At 72.3% G+C, this 15679-nt stretch carries 12 protein-coding genes; 7 read left to right on the top strand and 5 right to left on the bottom strand.

What is annotated here, in order from left to right; all coding sequences use genetic code 11:
* Nucleotides 1-127 precede the first annotated feature (127 nt).
* Complete coding sequence (locus RM590_RS24650; protein ID WP_311706892.1) at nucleotides 128-3403, top strand: BTAD domain-containing putative transcriptional regulator; 3276 nt, start codon at nucleotides 128-130, stop codon at nucleotides 3401-3403.
* 162 nt (nucleotides 3404-3565) lie between these two features.
* On the opposite strand, the gene RM590_RS24645 is transcribed toward RM590_RS24650, so the two are convergent.
* The 3 genes from RM590_RS24645 to RM590_RS24635 form a co-directional block, all read right to left on the bottom strand.
* Nucleotides 3566-5230 carry a cellulase family glycosylhydrolase gene (locus RM590_RS24645; protein WP_311706891.1) on the bottom strand — a complete coding sequence of 555 codons (1665 nt, stop codon included), beginning with the start codon at nucleotides 5228-5230 and terminating at the stop codon, nucleotides 3566-3568.
* A 413-nt stretch (nucleotides 5231-5643) separates the two neighbouring features.
* Nucleotides 5644-6807 (bottom strand): Gfo/Idh/MocA family protein, encoded by a 1164-nt coding sequence (locus tag RM590_RS24640; RefSeq protein ID WP_311706890.1) that lies wholly within the window; start codon nucleotides 6805-6807, stop codon nucleotides 5644-5646.
* Nucleotides 6804-7571 carry a ThuA domain-containing protein gene (locus RM590_RS24635; protein WP_311706889.1) on the bottom strand — a complete coding sequence of 256 codons (768 nt, stop codon included), beginning with the start codon at nucleotides 7569-7571 and terminating at the stop codon, nucleotides 6804-6806. The genes RM590_RS24640 and RM590_RS24635 overlap by 4 nt, the downstream gene beginning before the upstream one ends.
* 206 nt (nucleotides 7572-7777) lie before the next feature.
* On the opposite strand from RM590_RS24635, the gene RM590_RS24630 reads away from it, so the two are divergent.
* The 4 genes from RM590_RS24630 to RM590_RS24615 all read left to right on the top strand — a co-directional run bounded on the left by RM590_RS24630 (nucleotide 7778) and on the right by RM590_RS24615 (nucleotide 11827).
* Nucleotides 7778-8809 (top strand): LacI family DNA-binding transcriptional regulator, encoded by a 1032-nt coding sequence (locus RM590_RS24630; protein ID WP_311706888.1) that lies wholly within the window; start codon nucleotides 7778-7780, stop codon nucleotides 8807-8809.
* 57 nt (nucleotides 8810-8866) lie between these two features.
* On the top strand, nucleotides 8867-9673 hold the full coding sequence (locus RM590_RS24625; protein ID WP_311706887.1) for a phospholipid scramblase-related protein: 807 nt from the start codon (nucleotides 8867-8869) through the stop codon (nucleotides 9671-9673).
* Nucleotides 9674-9851: 178 nt separating this feature from the next.
* Nucleotides 9852-11153, top strand: coding sequence for a glycoside hydrolase family 27 protein (locus RM590_RS24620; RefSeq protein ID WP_311706886.1), 1302 nt, complete (start codon nucleotides 9852-9854; stop codon nucleotides 11151-11153).
* Between the two features lie 29 nt (nucleotides 11154-11182).
* A complete protein-coding gene (locus RM590_RS24615; protein ID WP_311706885.1) occupies nucleotides 11183-11827 on the top strand; it encodes an SGNH/GDSL hydrolase family protein in 645 nt (214 codons plus the stop codon).
* A 19-nt stretch (nucleotides 11828-11846) separates the two neighbouring features.
* Here the strand turns inward: RM590_RS24615 and RM590_RS24610 are convergent, their stop codons facing one another.
* Nucleotides 11847-12737 carry an NAD(P)-dependent oxidoreductase gene (locus RM590_RS24610; protein ID WP_311706884.1) on the bottom strand — a complete coding sequence of 297 codons (891 nt, stop codon included), beginning with the start codon at nucleotides 12735-12737 and terminating at the stop codon, nucleotides 11847-11849.
* Nucleotides 12738-13075: 338 nt separating this feature from the next.
* Between RM590_RS24610 and RM590_RS24605 the strand changes: the two genes are divergently transcribed.
* Both RM590_RS24605 and RM590_RS24600 read left to right on the top strand, forming a co-directional pair.
* On the top strand, nucleotides 13076-13279 hold the full coding sequence (locus tag RM590_RS24605) for a cold-shock protein (RefSeq protein ID WP_311706883.1): 204 nt from the start codon (nucleotides 13076-13078) through the stop codon (nucleotides 13277-13279).
* Between the two features lie 177 nt (nucleotides 13280-13456).
* Entirely contained in the window at nucleotides 13457-14839 is a 1383-nt protein-coding gene (locus RM590_RS24600) for a DEAD/DEAH box helicase (RefSeq protein ID WP_311706882.1), read from the top strand.
* Nucleotides 14840-14855: 16 nt separating this feature from the next.
* Here RM590_RS24600 and RM590_RS24595 read toward each other — a convergent pair whose 3' ends face one another.
* The gene (locus RM590_RS24595) at nucleotides 14856-15410 is read right to left on the bottom strand and encodes a GNAT family N-acetyltransferase (RefSeq protein ID WP_311706881.1); all 555 of its coding nucleotides are present in this window, start codon (nucleotides 15408-15410) and stop codon (nucleotides 14856-14858) included.
* Nucleotides 15411-15679: the final 269 nt, after the last annotated feature.

Here is a 15679-nt window from a genome sequence, read left to right as displayed (position 1 = left end):
GAACCGCCGACGGTGATGGACGTGTCCCAGCCTGCGGCGAGGCCCTCACGACCCGCTCACCATCCGCTCACGGCCGAGCTCACAGCCGACTCCCGGCAGGTCAGGGAGCTGCGTTACCGTGGCGTCCGTGCGATTCGGAGTGCTGGGGCCACTGGCCGTGTGGCGGGCGGACGGCAGCCCGGTCACCGTGCCCGGACCCAAGACCCGGGCGCTGCTGGCAGCCCTGCTGTCGCATGAGGGGCACCCCGTGTCCGCGGACCGGCTCATCGACGAGGTGTGGGGAGAGGAGCAGCTCCCGGGCAATCCCGCCGCCGCCCTGCAGACCAGGGTCTGGCAGCTGCGGAAGGTATTCGAGGAGTCGGGAGCGGGCGGCCGGGAGCTGCTGACGTTGCGCGACGACGGCTATCTGCTGCGTACGGAGCCCGAGAGCGTCGACATGGACCGCTTCCTGGCCCTGACCGCGCGCGCCCGGTCCACCGATGCCCCAAGCGTGCGCGCGGCACTCCTGTCGGACGGCCTCGCTCTGTGGCGGGGCGCGGCGTTCTCCGGCTTCGAGGACGCCGCGTTCGCCCGCCCGGTCGTCACCCGCCTCGAAGAGACCCGCCTCGCCGCCCTCGAAGCGCTCGCCGAGGCCCGGATCGCACTGGGCGAACACCTCGACGTGGCGGGAGAACTGCATGAGTTGGTCGTGCGGTACCCGCTGCGCGAGCGGTTGCGCGCCCTCCAGATGCGCGCGCTCTACGCCGCCGGGCGGACGGGCGAGGCTCTGACCGCCTACCAGGAACTGCGGGCCCGGCTCGCCGACGAACTGGGCCTGGCCCCCGGCCCCGAACTGACCGCCCTGCACCAGGCGATGCTGGAGCAGGACCCCGAGCTGAGCACGCCCTCCCCCACCGCGGCCCCACCGCGGCGCCCCGCCACGAACCTGCCGGCTCCCCTGACGGAGCTGGTCGGCCGCGAGGGCGCCGTGGTGGAGGTGAAGGACCTGTTCGCCACCGCGCGGCACGTGACGCTGACCGGCTCCGGCGGCGTCGGCAAGACCAGGCTCGCGCTGGAGACGGCGGCCCAGCTCGCCGACGGCTTCCCGGACGGCGCCTGGCTGGTGGAGCTTGCCGCGCTGGGCCGCACCGACAGCGCGAACGCGGTGGACCGGGTGGCGGAGGCCGTCATGGCGGCGCTCGGCATCCGGGAGGAGCCGGGGCCGGCGGCCCCCGGCGCGAACGGACCTGCCTCACCCGCCGAGAGCCTGGCGGAGGCGCTCGCCGGCAAGCGGCTGCTGCTGCTCCTCGACAACTGCGAGCACATCGTCGACGCGGTCGCCGAACTGGCGACGCTGTTGCTGAAGCGCTGCCACGGGTTGCGGCTCCTGGCCACCAGCCAGGAACCCTTCGGCATCCTCGGTGAGGTGGTCTGGGCGGTGCCTCCGCTGGAGGTGCCCGACCCGGCCCGCGAGCCGGGACTCGACGACGTGGCGCGGACCAGCGCCGTCGAGCTGTTCGTCGCCCGGGCCGCCGCCGCGGCACCGGGCTTCACGCTCGACGCCGGGAACGCCCCGGACGTGGCGGTGATCTGCCGCCGGCTCGACGGGATTCCCCTGGCGCTCGAACTGGCCGCCACACGGGTGCGGGCGCTCGGCGTACGAGGGCTGGTCACCCGCCTCGACGACCGCTTCCGGCTGCTGGCCACCGGGTACCGGGGCGCTCCGCGCCGCCAGCAGACGCTCCGGGCCATGATCGACTGGAGCTGGGACCTGCTGACCGGTCCCGAGCGCGCCGTGCTGCGGCGCCTCGCCATCCACGCCGAAGGGTGCACCCTGGAGGCGGCGGAGGCCGTCTGCGCCGGGGAGGGGGTGGACCGCGACGACGTCCTCGACCTGCTCGCCCGCCTGGTGGCCCGCTCGCTGGTCGTCATGGTCGACAGTGGCGACAAACCGCGCTACCGGCTCCTCGAATCCGTCGCCGACTACGGGCTCGCCCGGCTGGACGAGGCGGGCGAGAGCGAGGACGTACTCCGGCGGCACCGCCGGTACTACACCGAACTGGCCGAGCAAGCGGCGCCGCTGATGCACGGCCCCGACCAGCGGCGCCAGCTGCGCCTCCTGGACGCCGAGGCCGCCAATGTCCGCCGGGTGCTCGACGACGCGGTCCGGCAGGGCGCCGTCGAGGAGGCCCTCAGGCTCGTCAACGCGCTGACCTGGTACTGGTTCCTGCGGGGCCGGCTCCGGGAGGCGGGCCGGTCGCTGGAGGCGGCGCTCGGCGCCGCGGGGCGGACCGGGCCCGTCCGGAACCCGCGGGCCATGGCGTCCTCGCAGGCCCGGGCCCGGGCCTGGCGAGCGGGGTTCGCCGTCCTCGTCGGCGACGCCACGGAGCGGGCGCAGTACAGCCGGATGGCCGTGGAGTTGTCCCGGGACGTGACGGAGCCGCGGGAGCGGGCCAGAGCACAGTGGTTCCTCGGCTTCGCCCTGTTCGGCGTCGGCGACCAGGCCGCCAGTGAGGAGCTCATCGACCGGGCACTGGAAGGGTTCCAGGCCCTGGGCGACACCTGGGGATCCGCCGCGGCGCTGAGCGTACGGGCCAACCAGGCACATGTGCGTGGTGACCTCGCGCGGCTCGCGCACGACGCGCGGCACAGCGCCGAGCTCTTCGCCGAACTCGGCGACCCCTGGGGGCAGTTGCAGACCACCGAGCCGCTTTCCGCGCTGGCCGAGATGACCGGCGACTACGAACGCGTGGCGCGGCTCCAGCAGGACGGGCTGCGGATGGCCGAGGATCTCGGGTTGTGGCCGGAGGCCGCGGACCGGCTGACCAGCCTGGGCAGCGCCGCCATGCTCACCGGGGACCACGCCAGGGCACGGGAGTTCCATCAGCGGGCGATGCGCCTCGCCGCCGAGCACAGCTACAAGCCGGGGGAGATCCACGCCGAGATCGGCCTCGGCCTCGGCGCTCGTCGTGAAGGGCGGCTCGACGCCGCCGAGGCCCATATGCGCAACGTGCTGCGGTGGCAGTCCAGGGTGGCCTTCGAGCCCGGCCGTGCGCTTGTGCTGGCCGAGCTCGGCTTCATCGCCGAGCAGCGCGGCGACGCGGACCACGCCCTGGGACTGCACCTGGAGGGCTGGGCCGCGGCCCACAACACCGGAGACGCCAGGGCCATGGCGCTGGCACTGGAGGGCCTGGCGGGCGCTCACGCCCTCGCGGGGCGCCACACGTACGCGGCCGTACTGCTCGGCGCCGCGCGGGCGGCCAGACACTCCGTGGGCATGCCGCTTCCCCCTGCCGAACGGGGCGATGTCGACCGGATCACCCAGGCGGTGCGGGAGCACCTGGACCAGGACGCCTACGGCGCCGCGTACGGGCGCGGCTTGGAGATGACGCCCGAAGAGGCACTGTCCGCCGGCCCCGGCTGAGCCGCCCTGGGGGCCGGCCCACAGGCTCTCCTTCTCGCCGCCGCGGAACGGGACACGTCTGGTCCCGCGCGGACCGTAGCAGCGCGGTCCGACGACGGGGTCGCGCCGACCGGCGGGGGCGAATCACCCCCGCCGGTCGGGTGGGTCGGCCGGGCGGCCGGGTCAGGCGGTCGCGCAGGCGGAACCGCTGAGGGTGAACGCGGTCGGGGCCGCGTTTTCGCTGCCCGTGCCGGCGGTGAAGCCGACGGTGACCGAGCCGCCGGCCAGGATGGAGGAGGTGTAGGAGGCGGGGGTGACACTCACCGTGCCGCCGTCCTGGGTGGGAACCCCTCCCCACATGTTGGTGATGGTCTGGCCGTCGGCGAAGGCGAAGACCAGCGTCCAGCCGTCGACGACGGTGGTGCCGGTGTTGCGGATGGTGATCTCGCCCTGGAAGCCGCCGCCCCACTCGCTGACGACGCGGTAGCCGACGAAGCAGCCCACGCCGGGAGTGCTGCCGCCCTCGTCGGTCGTGACGTTCACCGTGGTGGAGCGGTCCGAGCGGTTCCCGGCCGCGTCGCGGGCGTAGACGGCGAAGGTGTAGTCCGTCTCGCCGGTGAGGTCCGTCACGGTGACGGAGTTGGTGGCGGAGCCAGCGACCCTGGTCTCGGAGTCGCCACTCACGCGCACGACGTCGTAGCCGGTGACGCCCACGTTGTCGGTGGCGGCGGCCCAGGTGAGGGTGACCGAGGTGTCCGTCACGGCCGAGGCGGCCGGGGCGCCGGGAGCGGTCGGGGCCTCGGTGTCGCCCGAGCCGCCGAAGATGGTGGCCTCGCGGGAGGTCTGACCGATGCCGTTCACGCCGTGGAAGATGCGCTCGCCCCAGGAAGTCATCTGCGCCGGGTTGAAGTTGAGCACCATGTCGAGGATCGGGTCGGTGTTGCCGCTCCAGGACCAAGCCAGATAGCCGAGCCTGAGCTGCTCGGCGGCGGCCATCATGGAATCCTCGTCGGGGTCGCCGTACTGATCGGCGGGGCCACCGAACTCGCCGATGACAATGGGGAGTCCGGCGTTGACGAACGCGTTCAGGTAGTCGGTGATCTTCGCGGCGGTGTCGTACACGCTGTACATGTGAATCGAGAAGATCAAGTTGCCGGTGGTGTCGGCGTCGTAGACGGACTGGGCGTTCGTGCGCATGACGTTCTGCCAGTCCTGGCCCCAGTTGGGCGCGTCCACCATCAGCGTGTGCTCGAACCCGGCGCCGCGCAGCTTCTGAATCGCGTCGATCGTGGGCTGGGTCCAGCCGGCGGGGTCGGTGTTGCCCCAGGGCTCGTTGCCGATGTTGATGATGACGTAGTTCTCCTCGCCGACCAGGACGTCCTTCAGGCCGATCCAGTAGTCGGCCGCCTGGTCCAGCGAAGCGGCCGCCGCCTCCTCGCCGTAGCCGGTGGTGTCGTGCACCTCCAGCACGCAGATCAGCCGGTTCACCTTGCAGTCGTCGATGACGTTCGCCACGTCCTCGGGACCGTTCTCGGTCCAGCGGTGGCCGTTGGAGAGAACGACGCGGACGGTGTTGGCACCCAGCGCCTTGATGTCGGCCAGCGACTGCGTCTCGCCGAGGTACCAGGTGTGCGCGTGGTTGACGCCACGCATGATGAAGTCGTTTCCGTTGCCCTCGACCAGGCGTCCGTCACTGATGTGCAGGCCGGTGGCGAGGGTGCCGGGCGACTCGGCCTGAGCGGCCGCCGGTCCGAGGCCGCCGAGAACGACGAGCCCGAGGACGGTGGCCAGTCCGAGCAGGAGGGCGGCGACCGGATTTTTTCGTGTGGTGCTTCTCGTTGTTCTCACTGCGACTCCAGAGAGTGAGCATTTCAAGAAACTTAGGCATCAGAAGAAACTTGGGAGCGCTCCCAATCAAGCCACCACGTCCATAGCGCGTCAAGACATCGCGCACGCCCCATCCCGCCAACAACCGTGACCCCAACGCGAGTTGAACGGTGGCGAACGGGATGACCAGGACATCGCGCGAACGAGCCGGCCGCCTCGTTCGCGACCCGGCGCGATCAGTCATCCGAGCAGGGCCCCGCTCGTTCGGGAGTCTGCTTCCGGGCCACGCCGGCGCCGGTGGTCACTCGGTGTGACGCGCCACGGGCGGCGGGCCGGAGGGCGGAAATGGCCGGCGCGCACGACTGACCCGGGCGGCGCGATGTTCCGCGCCGCCCGGGTCCGCTCCCCGGCCATCCGCCGGGACTGTCGTCAACTCAGCCGTGGCCGACGGGGTTCTCCGCCCGTGCCGTCAGCGCGTCCCGGACGGACGACCAGGAACCGATCAGTTCACGGACCTCGCCGTCCGCCGCCGCCAGCGCCTCGGCGCGGGCGGTGTCCAGCACCTCGTCCAGGACGACCCTCCGGTCGGTGCTCGCCGACTGGACGGCGGCGGCGACCATGGCCAGGCTCATGACGTTCTCGTGGACCTCGCCCATCGGCACGGTGCCGGTACGCAGGGCGTGGACGAATTCGGCCAGGGCGCCCGCGATTCCCCCACCGGCGCCGCCGGCGGAAGGGGCCGGAACCGGAGCGCCGGCCGGCGGCGCGTCCGGTGCCTCGACAACGGCCGGATCGTCGCCGTTCCAGCAGGCGCTGCCGAGTTCGCCGCTGAGCCGCCAGGAGCCGTTCCAGGAGGTTTCAAGTCCGGGGCTGCACCAGCTACCGGTGTAGATGTAGCGGGTGCCGCCGGTCATCTCGAAGATCGCGGTGGTGGCCGCGTCGCCCCGGTACCAGCTCCAGGAGGGGTTGTACTCCTGGCAGTAGACGGAGACCGGCTCCGCGTCGAGGAGGAAGCGGGCCGTGTCGAAGGGGTGGATGGCCATGTCGAGCAGCAGGGGGTGGTCCATGGCGTCGCGGAATCCGCCGAAGCGGGGCGCCAGGAAGAACTCGGTGGTGAGGATGCCGGGCGCGCCGAGCCGGCGGGCCTGGTCCTTGAACCGGAACAGTTGCCGGTTGTAGCGGCGGGACTGGCTGACCATGAACAGCCGGCCGGACAGCTCCGCGGCGGCGGTCAGCCGCAGCGCCTCGGGCAGCGTCTCGGCCACGGGCTTCTCGCCCAGCACGGGCAGCCCCAGGCTCAACGCCTCGAGCGTGACGGGCAGATGGGCGGCGGGGACGGTCACGTCGATCACGGCGTCCGGATCCGTGGCCGCGGCCAGCGCCGTCAGGTCCGTGCCCGTGGGTATCTCGGGCGCGCCCGCCGCCTCGGCCGCGGCCCGGGCAACGAGCGGATCGAGGTCCACGACGCCGGCCAGCGTGACATCGGGAGAGGACCGGACGGTGCTCAGCCAGGCCCGCCCCATCCCGCCCGCGCCGACGACGATGACCCGCAGGGGGCGGCGGTCCCCGGACACGGTCCGGAAAGTCGGCGCGGTCATGCCCGGTCGTCCCCCCGCCGGAACCAGCCGGTCTCCACGTGGGCCAGCGTCGGCACCTCACGGCGCGTGGCCGGGGCGGCCCAGGTGACGGCGTTGGCGATGACGCGGCGGACGTGGGGGTGGTGGTAGACGGGGTAGTCCTGGTCGCCGGGGCTGAAGTAGAAGATCTTGCCGTTGCCGCGCCGGAACGTGCAGCCGCTGCGGAACACCTCGCCGCCGCTGAAGGAGCTGATGAACACCAGCTCGTCGGGGGCCGGGATGTCGAAGAACTCCCCGTACATCTCCTGCTCCTCGATGACGAACGGATGCGGCACCCCCGCCGCGATCGGGTGGGAAGGAGCCACCGTCCAGACCACCTCACGGTCCCCCGCGCTGCGCCAGCGCAGCGTGCAGGTCGTGCCCATGAGCCGGGTGAAGATCTTCGACCAGTGACCGGAATGCAGCACAATCAGGCCCATCCCGGCGAGCACGTGGCGGTGCACCCGTTCCACCACCTCGTCCGCCACCTGGTCATGGGCGATGTGCCCCCACCAGGTGAGCACATCGGTCTGCTCAAGCACCGACTCGGTCAGGCCGTGCTCCGGCTCGTCGAGTGTCGCGGTGCGCACGACGGCCGCGTCGCCGAGGTGCTCGCCGATGCCCTCGGCGACGGCGCCGTGCATGCCGCGCGGGTACAGCGCGGCGACTCCGGCGTCCTGCCGCTCGTGGCGGCCCTCACTCCAGACGGTGACGTTCAGGGGCGCGGCGGGCGCCGATGAGGTCATGAGGAAACTCCCGACTTTGCGAAAGGTTGCGAAACAACCGGGAGAGACGCTAAGGGCGCGATACCGGAAGCGTCAAGACGCCGACGCAGATAAGGCTTTCCACGACCCGCAGTTGAACAGATCAAGACGAACGACCTCCCGGCACGGGGCGCCGGATCGGTTACAGTGGGCCGAAAATTTTGCCGGGAGAACGGGAGAGCCAGCCGTTGACCGTTAACCGGACATTGCGCCCCACTCTGGCGCAAATAGCCACCACGGCCGGAGTGTCGATCTCGACGGTCTCCAAGGTCCTCAACGGCCGGGACGACGTCTCGGAGGACACCCGCCTCAAGGTCGACACGGCGCTGCGCCAGCACCAGTACGTGCGCCGCGGCGTCCCCGCCGCCGTACCGTCCGCGCGGACGGTCGACCTGGTGCTGAACGGGCTGGACGGCTCCTGGCCGGCCAGCGTGGCCAGCGGCATGGAGGCGGCGGCCCACGAGGCCGGGCTGCACGTCGTGATCTCCGTCGCCCGGACCCCGGCGCCCGGGAGCGGCCAGAACTCCCCCGACTGGGTCGACCGCATTCTGCACCGGGGCAGTTCGGGCGTGGTGCTGGGCCTGGTCGAGCCCACCCCCGCCCAGCTCACCCGGCTCGCCCGGGCCCAGGTGCCCTGCGTGGTCATCGACCCGCTCAGCGACCCGCCGCCCGGCGTGACCTCGGTCGGCACCACCAACTGGGCCGGGGCGTACGAGGCGACCACCCATCTGCTGGAACGCGGCCACCGGCGCATCGCGCTGGTCACCGGCCCGCCGCACCACCTCTACGCGCGGGCGCGCGTCGCGGGCTACCACTCCGCGCTGGCGGCGGCCGGGGTCGAGGCCGCCCCCGAGCTGATCCGCCACGGCACCTACGACCGCGCCAGCGGCGGGCGTCAGGTCGAGGCGCTGCTGGCGCTGCCCGAGCCGCCGACCGCGCTGTTCATCTGCTCCGACCACATGGCCATCGGCGGCTACGCGGCCCTGACCGCGGCCGGGCTGCGGGTGCCCGACGACGTCAGCGTGGTGGGCTTCGACGACCTGCCCGAGGCCCGCTGGGTCTCCCCGCCCCTGACGACCGTGCGCCAGCCGCTCAAGGAGATGGGCCGCAGCGCGCTGCGGACGCTGGCCCGGCTGATGGACGGCGAGGAACTGGAAAGCCCCCGGGTCGAGCTCGCCACCACGCTCGTCGTCCGCGACAGCACGCGCGAACGCGCCTGATCCCCGCCGGTCACCTCCCGGATCCGGCCGCGGCGGACGGCGGGTAGCCTGCCCGGCATGACAGGACATGCGAATGCCTCCCCGGGCTGGTACCCCGACCCCCAGGGCACGCCGAACGTGATGCGCTGGTGGGACGGCACCCGGTGGACCGACCAGACCCAGCAGGCCGGACCCGGACAGGCGCCGCCGCAGGCCGCCGACCCGTCCCGGATCCAGCACCAGGTCCAGCAGCAGGCGGGGGCGGCGACCGCCGCGACCGGCGGCGGGACGCTGTTCACGGAGCCCGTGCTCGTGGTGAACCAGAAGACCAAGATCATTGAACTGACCAACGAATACAGCGTGTTCGACCAGCACGGGCGCACCATCGGCTCGGTGGTCCAGGTCGGCCAGAGCGCGCTCAAGAAGGCGGCGCGGTTCCTGACCAGCCTCGATCAGTTCATGACGCACCGGCTGGAGATACGCGACGCGCACGGGCAGCCACACCTGGTGCTCACGCGCCCCGCGAAGTTCGTCAAGTCGAAGGTGATCGTGGCGCGCCCGGACGGCCAGCCGGTGGGCGAGATCGTCCAGCAGAACGCGTTCGGCAAGATCAACTTCTCCATCGAGGCCGGCGGTCAGCAGCTCGGCGCGATCAAGGCGGAGAACTGGCGCGCCTGGAATTTCTCCATTGTGGATCACACCGACGCCGAGATCGCCCGGATCACCAAGACCTGGGAGGGCCTGGCGAAGACGATGTTCACGACGGCGGACAACTACGTCCTCCAGATCCACCGCCAGCTCGCCGATCCGCTGCTGAGCCTCGTCGTGGCCACCGCGCTGACCGTGGACACTGCGCTCAAGCAGGACTCGCGCGGGTTCGGCTGAGCCCGGGGCAGCGGCGCCGGGCCGACCGCCGGCCCTTGGCGGCCGTCGCCAACATCCGTCGCGGTCACCACCCTTGACACACCTTTCCCACCATGGCAGCGTTTTTATCGATATAAGACGTCGAGGGGCCGGCATCGCCCTCCCCCGTGTTCCGCGCCCCGAGGGAGAGCGACACACCGTGAACCGTCCGATTCCGGCGCATCACAAGCGCCCGCCCATGGGCTGGAACAGCTGGGACTGCTACGGCACCACGGTGACCGAGGACGAGGTCCTGGCAAACGCGGCGTTCATGCACGAGCGCATGCTCGCGCACGGCTGGGACACCGTGGTCGTGGACATCCAGTGGTACGAACCGACCGCGCGGCAGCACGGCTACAACCCCGACGCCCCGCTGATCCTGGACGACTTCGGCCGCCAGATGCCCGCCCCGAACCGGTTCCCCTCGGCGGCGAACGGCGCCGGGTTCGCGCCGCTGGCGGCCCGCGTCCACGACCTCGGGCTGCGCTTCGGGCTGCACATCATGCGCGGCATCCCGCGCCGGGCGGTGCACGCCGATCTCCCGGTGGCCGGCACCCGTTGGACGGCCGCGCAGATCGCCGACACCGGGTCGGTCTGCCCCTGGAACACCGACAACTACGGCCTGGACCACTCCCACCCGGGCGCCCAGGCGTACTACGACGCGCAGGTCGCCCAATTCGCCGCGTGGGGCGTTGACTTCATCAAGGCCGACGACATGCTCTTCCCGTACCACGAGCGGGAGATCGAAGCCTACGCGCGCGCAATCGAGAAGAGCGGCCGTTCCATCGAGCTGAGCCTGTCCCCCGGCACCGATGTCTCCCTGGCCCACCTGGACCACCTGCGGGAGACGGCCACCATGTGGCGGGTCTGCGACGACCTGTGGGACCGGTGGGCGGACGTCGAGGCCCAGTTCGCCCGCATGGCCCGGTGGGCGCCCTGGCAGGGCGCGGCGCCGAAAGGCGGCTGGGCCGACGCCGACATGCTGCCGCTGGGCCGCATCGGCATCAGGGCCGAGCGGGGTGAGGACCGGACCAGCGCCCTGACCCGCCCGGAGCAGATCACGCTGCTGACGCTGTGGACCATGTCCCGTTCCCCGCTGATGATGGGCGGCGACCTGCCCACCAGCCCCGCGGACACCATCGACCTGCTCACCAACGACGCGGCGCTCGACGTGCTGTGGCACAGCACCGACAACCGCGAGGTCCTGCGCGAGGGCGACACCGTCCTGTGGACCGCCCGCGACACCGACGGCCGCACCCGGTACGCCGCGGTCTTCTCGCTGAGCGACGCCCCGCGGCGCGTCCGCGTGCCGCTCGGCTCGATCGGCGGACGTCCCGGCGACCGCCTGCGGGAGCTGTGGACGCACACGGACACACCGCACGACGACAGGACCGTGACCGCGGACCTCGACGCCCACGGCGCCGCCCTCTACCGGATATCCCCGCCCGACGCGACCGCCTGAGCGCGCGCCACGACACCCGGAGCTGACCGATGCCCCTGCACCTGCCCCCCGGCACGACCGTTCTCTTCCAGGGAGACAGCATCACCGACGCGGGCCGCCTGGCCGAGCCCGGAGAGGGGCTGGGCGACGGCTACGCCCGCGTCGGCGCCGATCTGCTGCGCGCCCGGCATCCGGAGGCCGGAATCACCTTCCTCAACCGGGGCATCAGCGGCAACCGGGTGGCCGACCTCCGGGCGCGCTGGGCGGATGACGCGCTGGCGCTCAAGCCGGATCTCGTCTCCGTCATGATCGGCATCAACGACACCTGGCGACGTTACGACTCCGGCGACGCGACGGCGGTGGAGACCTATGAGGCCGACTACCGCTTCCTGCTCACCCGGGTGAAGGAGGAGCTCGGCGCCCAACTCCTGCTCATCGAGCCCTTCCTGCTGCCCGTCAGCCCCGAACAGTGGGAGTGGCGCGAGGATCTGGACCCGCGGATTCACGTGGTGCGCCGGCTCGCCGAGGAGTTCGACGCGGCGCTGCTGACGGCGGACGGCCTGCTCAACCAGGCGGCCCGGGCGGCGGGCGGCGCCGCCGAGGTGGCCGCCGACGGCGTGCACCTCACGCCGTTCGGCAGCCGCGTGCTCGGCGAGGCGTGGGCCGACCTGATCGCGCTCGCGCCCGGTCAGTAGGGACGCGGGCGCCGGAGCGTCACGCCGCCGGCCCCGGCTTCCTGAGCACCTCGACCAGCGCGGAGAGGCTGTGGTCGCGGTGGCCTTCGGCGACGGCCCGGTTCACCAGCTCGTTCAACGGGGCGTGCCAGGAGACGTCGACGCCCGAGGCCGCCCAGAACTCGCGTTCCTGGCCGATGAATTCGTGGAAGAGGCCGATGGAGGAGGACGGGTTGGCGTAGTCGCCGGCGTCGACCTCCGCGGCCAGGGCCGGCAGGAGGGAGGCGATCATCTCCAGCCACTTGACGGAGTACCGCACCAGCGAGGCGGCCTCCAGGCCGCGGGCCGTGACCAGGGCGGTGCCCTGGAAGAAGCCCACGAGGGCCGGCAGCAGCATGCCGCCCACGGCCGTCTCGTACAGGGCGGCGAGGTCGGGCTCGGTGCCCAGGTGGACGGTGTCGCCGCCCAGCACCCGCAGCGTCTTCTCGTGGTCGTCGAAGGTGGCGCGGTCGCCGCTGTAGTACAGCAGGGTGTCCGGCTTCCCGACGGCCTCGGGCACGTTCTTCACGGCGCCGTCGAGGAAACGCGCACCGCGCCCGGCCGCCCAGTCGGCCATCTGGCGCGCCTGGCCGGGGCTGCCGGAGTTCAGCGTGATCAGGGTGCGGCCGGCCAGCGCCCCGCCAGCCGGCTCCAGCGCCTCGGACGTGGCGTCGTAGGTGGTCAGACAGGCGACGATCAACGGGCTGGCGGCGACCGCGTCCGCGATGTCCAAGGAGTGGACGGCGCCCCGGGCGACCAGGGGTTCGGCCTTGCCGGCGGTGCGGTTCCACACGGTGGTGGGGTGCCCGGCGCCGATGAACGCCTCGGCCAGCGCCCGGCCCATCGCGCCCAGCCCGACGACGGTCACCGGGGCAGGGGTGTGCCCTGTCATATTTCGCTCCAGTTTTTCAGTGATCGACAAGGAATCGGCGCCGGTTTCCATGCTGGGACCGGGCGGCCCTGTGATCAAGTACCTACATTTTTGTTGGGTACGCACTTTTTGGTCAGTGGGGCCGCTGCGGCCGGCCGGACGTCCGCCCACCCGCATTGCGAGAGGGTGTGCTAGGCTCGCCGCAGTTGCAGTTTTGGTACCCATAAGTTCTTGTGTGCACCTGACGGAAGTGACCCGACAGGTGCATTTCTTTTTGCCGGTCATTCCGGATGGGCTCATTGCGGCGACAGGGAACCCGCGCGGTGCGGGTTCGACACGGCCCACCGAAGGAGATCGACATGGCCAGCGGCACTGTGAAGTGGTTCAACGCCGAAAAGGGTTTCGGCTTCATCCAGCAGGACGGCGGCGGCGCCGACGTCTTCGCCCACTACTCGAACATCGCGGGCAACGGCTTCCGTGAGCTTCAGGAAGGCCAGCGCGTGACGTTCGACGTCACCCAGGGCCAGAAGGGCCCGCAGGCGGAGAACATCGTTCCCGCCTGATCACAGCGCGAAGCCGGAGCCTGGTCCCCTGCCGCAGGGCGGGGACCAGGCTCCGGTGGCGCCACCGTCCGGAACTCCGGCGCAGCTCACGATCCTGCGGACCGTGCCCAGTTCCTCCCAGATCCCGCCCGGCACCGACGCCCGCGCGGGAGAGCCGCCCGAGGAAAGGCACACCGCATGACCCGTAACGCCCGATCACCCGCGCGAGGCCGGCGCCCCGCCGCCGCACGCGGCGGCGACATCGCCCTGCCGCCCAGTACCACCCCCGTGCTGCCCGCCGTGGAGTCCTTCGCCGACAGCGCGCTGCCGGCCGAGCTGGCCCAGGAGCTGGCGCGCCACGGGATCTCCGCGCCCTTCCCGATTCAGGCGGCCACCCTGCCGAACGCGCTCGCGGGGCGCGACATACTCGGCCGCGGCCGGACCGGCTCCGGCAAGACGCTGGCCTTCGGCCTGCCCCTGCTGGCCCGGACCGCCGGCGGCCGCGCCCAGGCCCATCGCCCGCTGGCGCTGATCCTCGTTCCCACGCGGGAGCTCGCCCAGCAGGTCACCGAGGCGCTCGCCCCCTACGCGCGGTCGGTGCGGCTGCGGCTGACCACGGTGGTCGGCGGGCTGCCGATCAACCGCCAGGCCCGGGCGCTGCGCGACGGCGCCGAGGTCGTGATCGCGACCCCGGGGCGGCTGCACGACCTGACCGAACGCGGCGACTGCCGGCTGGACCAGGTGCGGATCACCGTCCTCGACGAGGCCGACGAGATGTCCGACATGGGCTTCCTGCCGCAGGTGACCCGGCTGCTGCGCCTGACGCCGGCGGACGGGCAGCGCATGCTGTTCTCCGCCACCCTCGACCGCAACGTCGAACGGCTGACGCGGCAGTTCCTCAACGACCCCGTGCTGCACTCCGTCGATCCCGCCGCGGGTGTCGTGGCCACGATGGAGCACCATCTGCTGCACGTCGCGGAGACCGACAAGACGGCGCTCGCCGTCCGGGTCGCGGCGCGCCGGGGCCGGGTCATCATGTTCCTGGGCACGAAGCACGCGGTGAACCGGTTCTGCAAGACGCTGCTGGCCGCCGGTGTGCGGGCGGCGGCTCTGCACGGCGGCAAGTCCCAGCCCCAACGCGCCCGCACGCTGCGCGCGTTCAAGGAGGGCGAGGTGACCGTGCTGGTGGCGACCAACGTCGCGGCGCGCGGCATTCACGTCGACGACCTCGACCTCGTCGTCAACGTCGATCCCCCGACGGAGCACAAGGACTACCTGCACCGCGGCGGCCGGACGGCGCGCGCCGGGGGCTCGGGGCGCGTTGTCACGCTCGTCCTGCCCGGCCAGCGCGGCGACGTGGCCCGGCTGATGCGGGACGCGGGCATCACCCCGCACACCGCCCGGGTCCGGCCCGACGACCCGGAGTTGGTGCGCATCACGGGAGCCCGCGTGCCCAGCGGCGTCCCGGTGGAGAGCGCCGCGCCCGCGGCCCTCGCCGCCCAGCCGGCGGGACGGCATCCGCGCCACGGCAGGCCGCGCGCCGGCCGGAGCCGTCGCGCGGCGTCGCGCGTCACGCGCTGAGCGGGCCCCGCTCTCATCAGCCGCGGGACGCCCGCCACTCGTGCGCGAGCACGGACCAGATCTCCATGTCGCACCGCGTGCCCCGGTACAGGTAACTCTCGCGCAGCACGCCCTCCTTGGTCATGCCGAGCCGGCGGGCCACGGCGATGCTGGGCTCGTTCGCCGCCGAGGCGTACCACTCCACGCGGTGGATGCCCCGTTCCTCGACGGCCCAGTCGATGATCACGCGCGTGGCCCGGGTGACCAGGCCCCGGCCCGCCGCCGACGGCTCCAGCCAGCAGCCCGCCTCGGCGGTGCCCTGGTCGAGGTCCATCGTCCGGAAGAGGACTCCGCCGACCAGCTTGCCGTCCGTCCAGATGCCGTCGATGCGCCCGGCGTCGGCCGCCCTCTTGTCCGCGTACCGCTGGAGGAACGAGCGGCTGGACGCCAGGTCCGTGACGAAGTCCGGCAGCGCGACGTGCTGCCCGATGAACTCGCGGCCCCGGTCGATGTGGGCCAGGAACTCCTCGGCCCGCCACGGCTCCAGCGGGCGCAGCTCCGCCCCGTCGTCCCCCAGGGATATCGCGTACATCGTCACCCTCCACGTTCGAACATCCGGCGCCTGCCGCGCAGGGATACTCCCATGGCGGCGGCCGGGCGCGGACGGCGGCCGGGCGGTCCCGGCGTCGCCGGGCGGGGTCCGCGCCGGCCCGGAGCGCGGAATTTCCTGGTCACCGAAAAACTTCCGGGCGCCGTCCGGCGCCGGTCCGTTTCCGTTGATTTTCGGTGGTCGGACGGGTTCGGAAGCGGCTTATTGACCGCTCCGCGCAAAGCGGCACTCAACTGCTCCCGGGCACCGGG

Origin of the sequence: Streptomyces litchfieldiae, assembly GCF_031845365.1 — a bacterium.
Classification (GTDB): Bacteria; Actinomycetota; Actinomycetes; order Streptomycetales; family Streptomycetaceae; genus Streptomyces; species Streptomyces litchfieldiae.
This window is presented reverse-complemented; position numbering and strand designations above follow the sequence as displayed.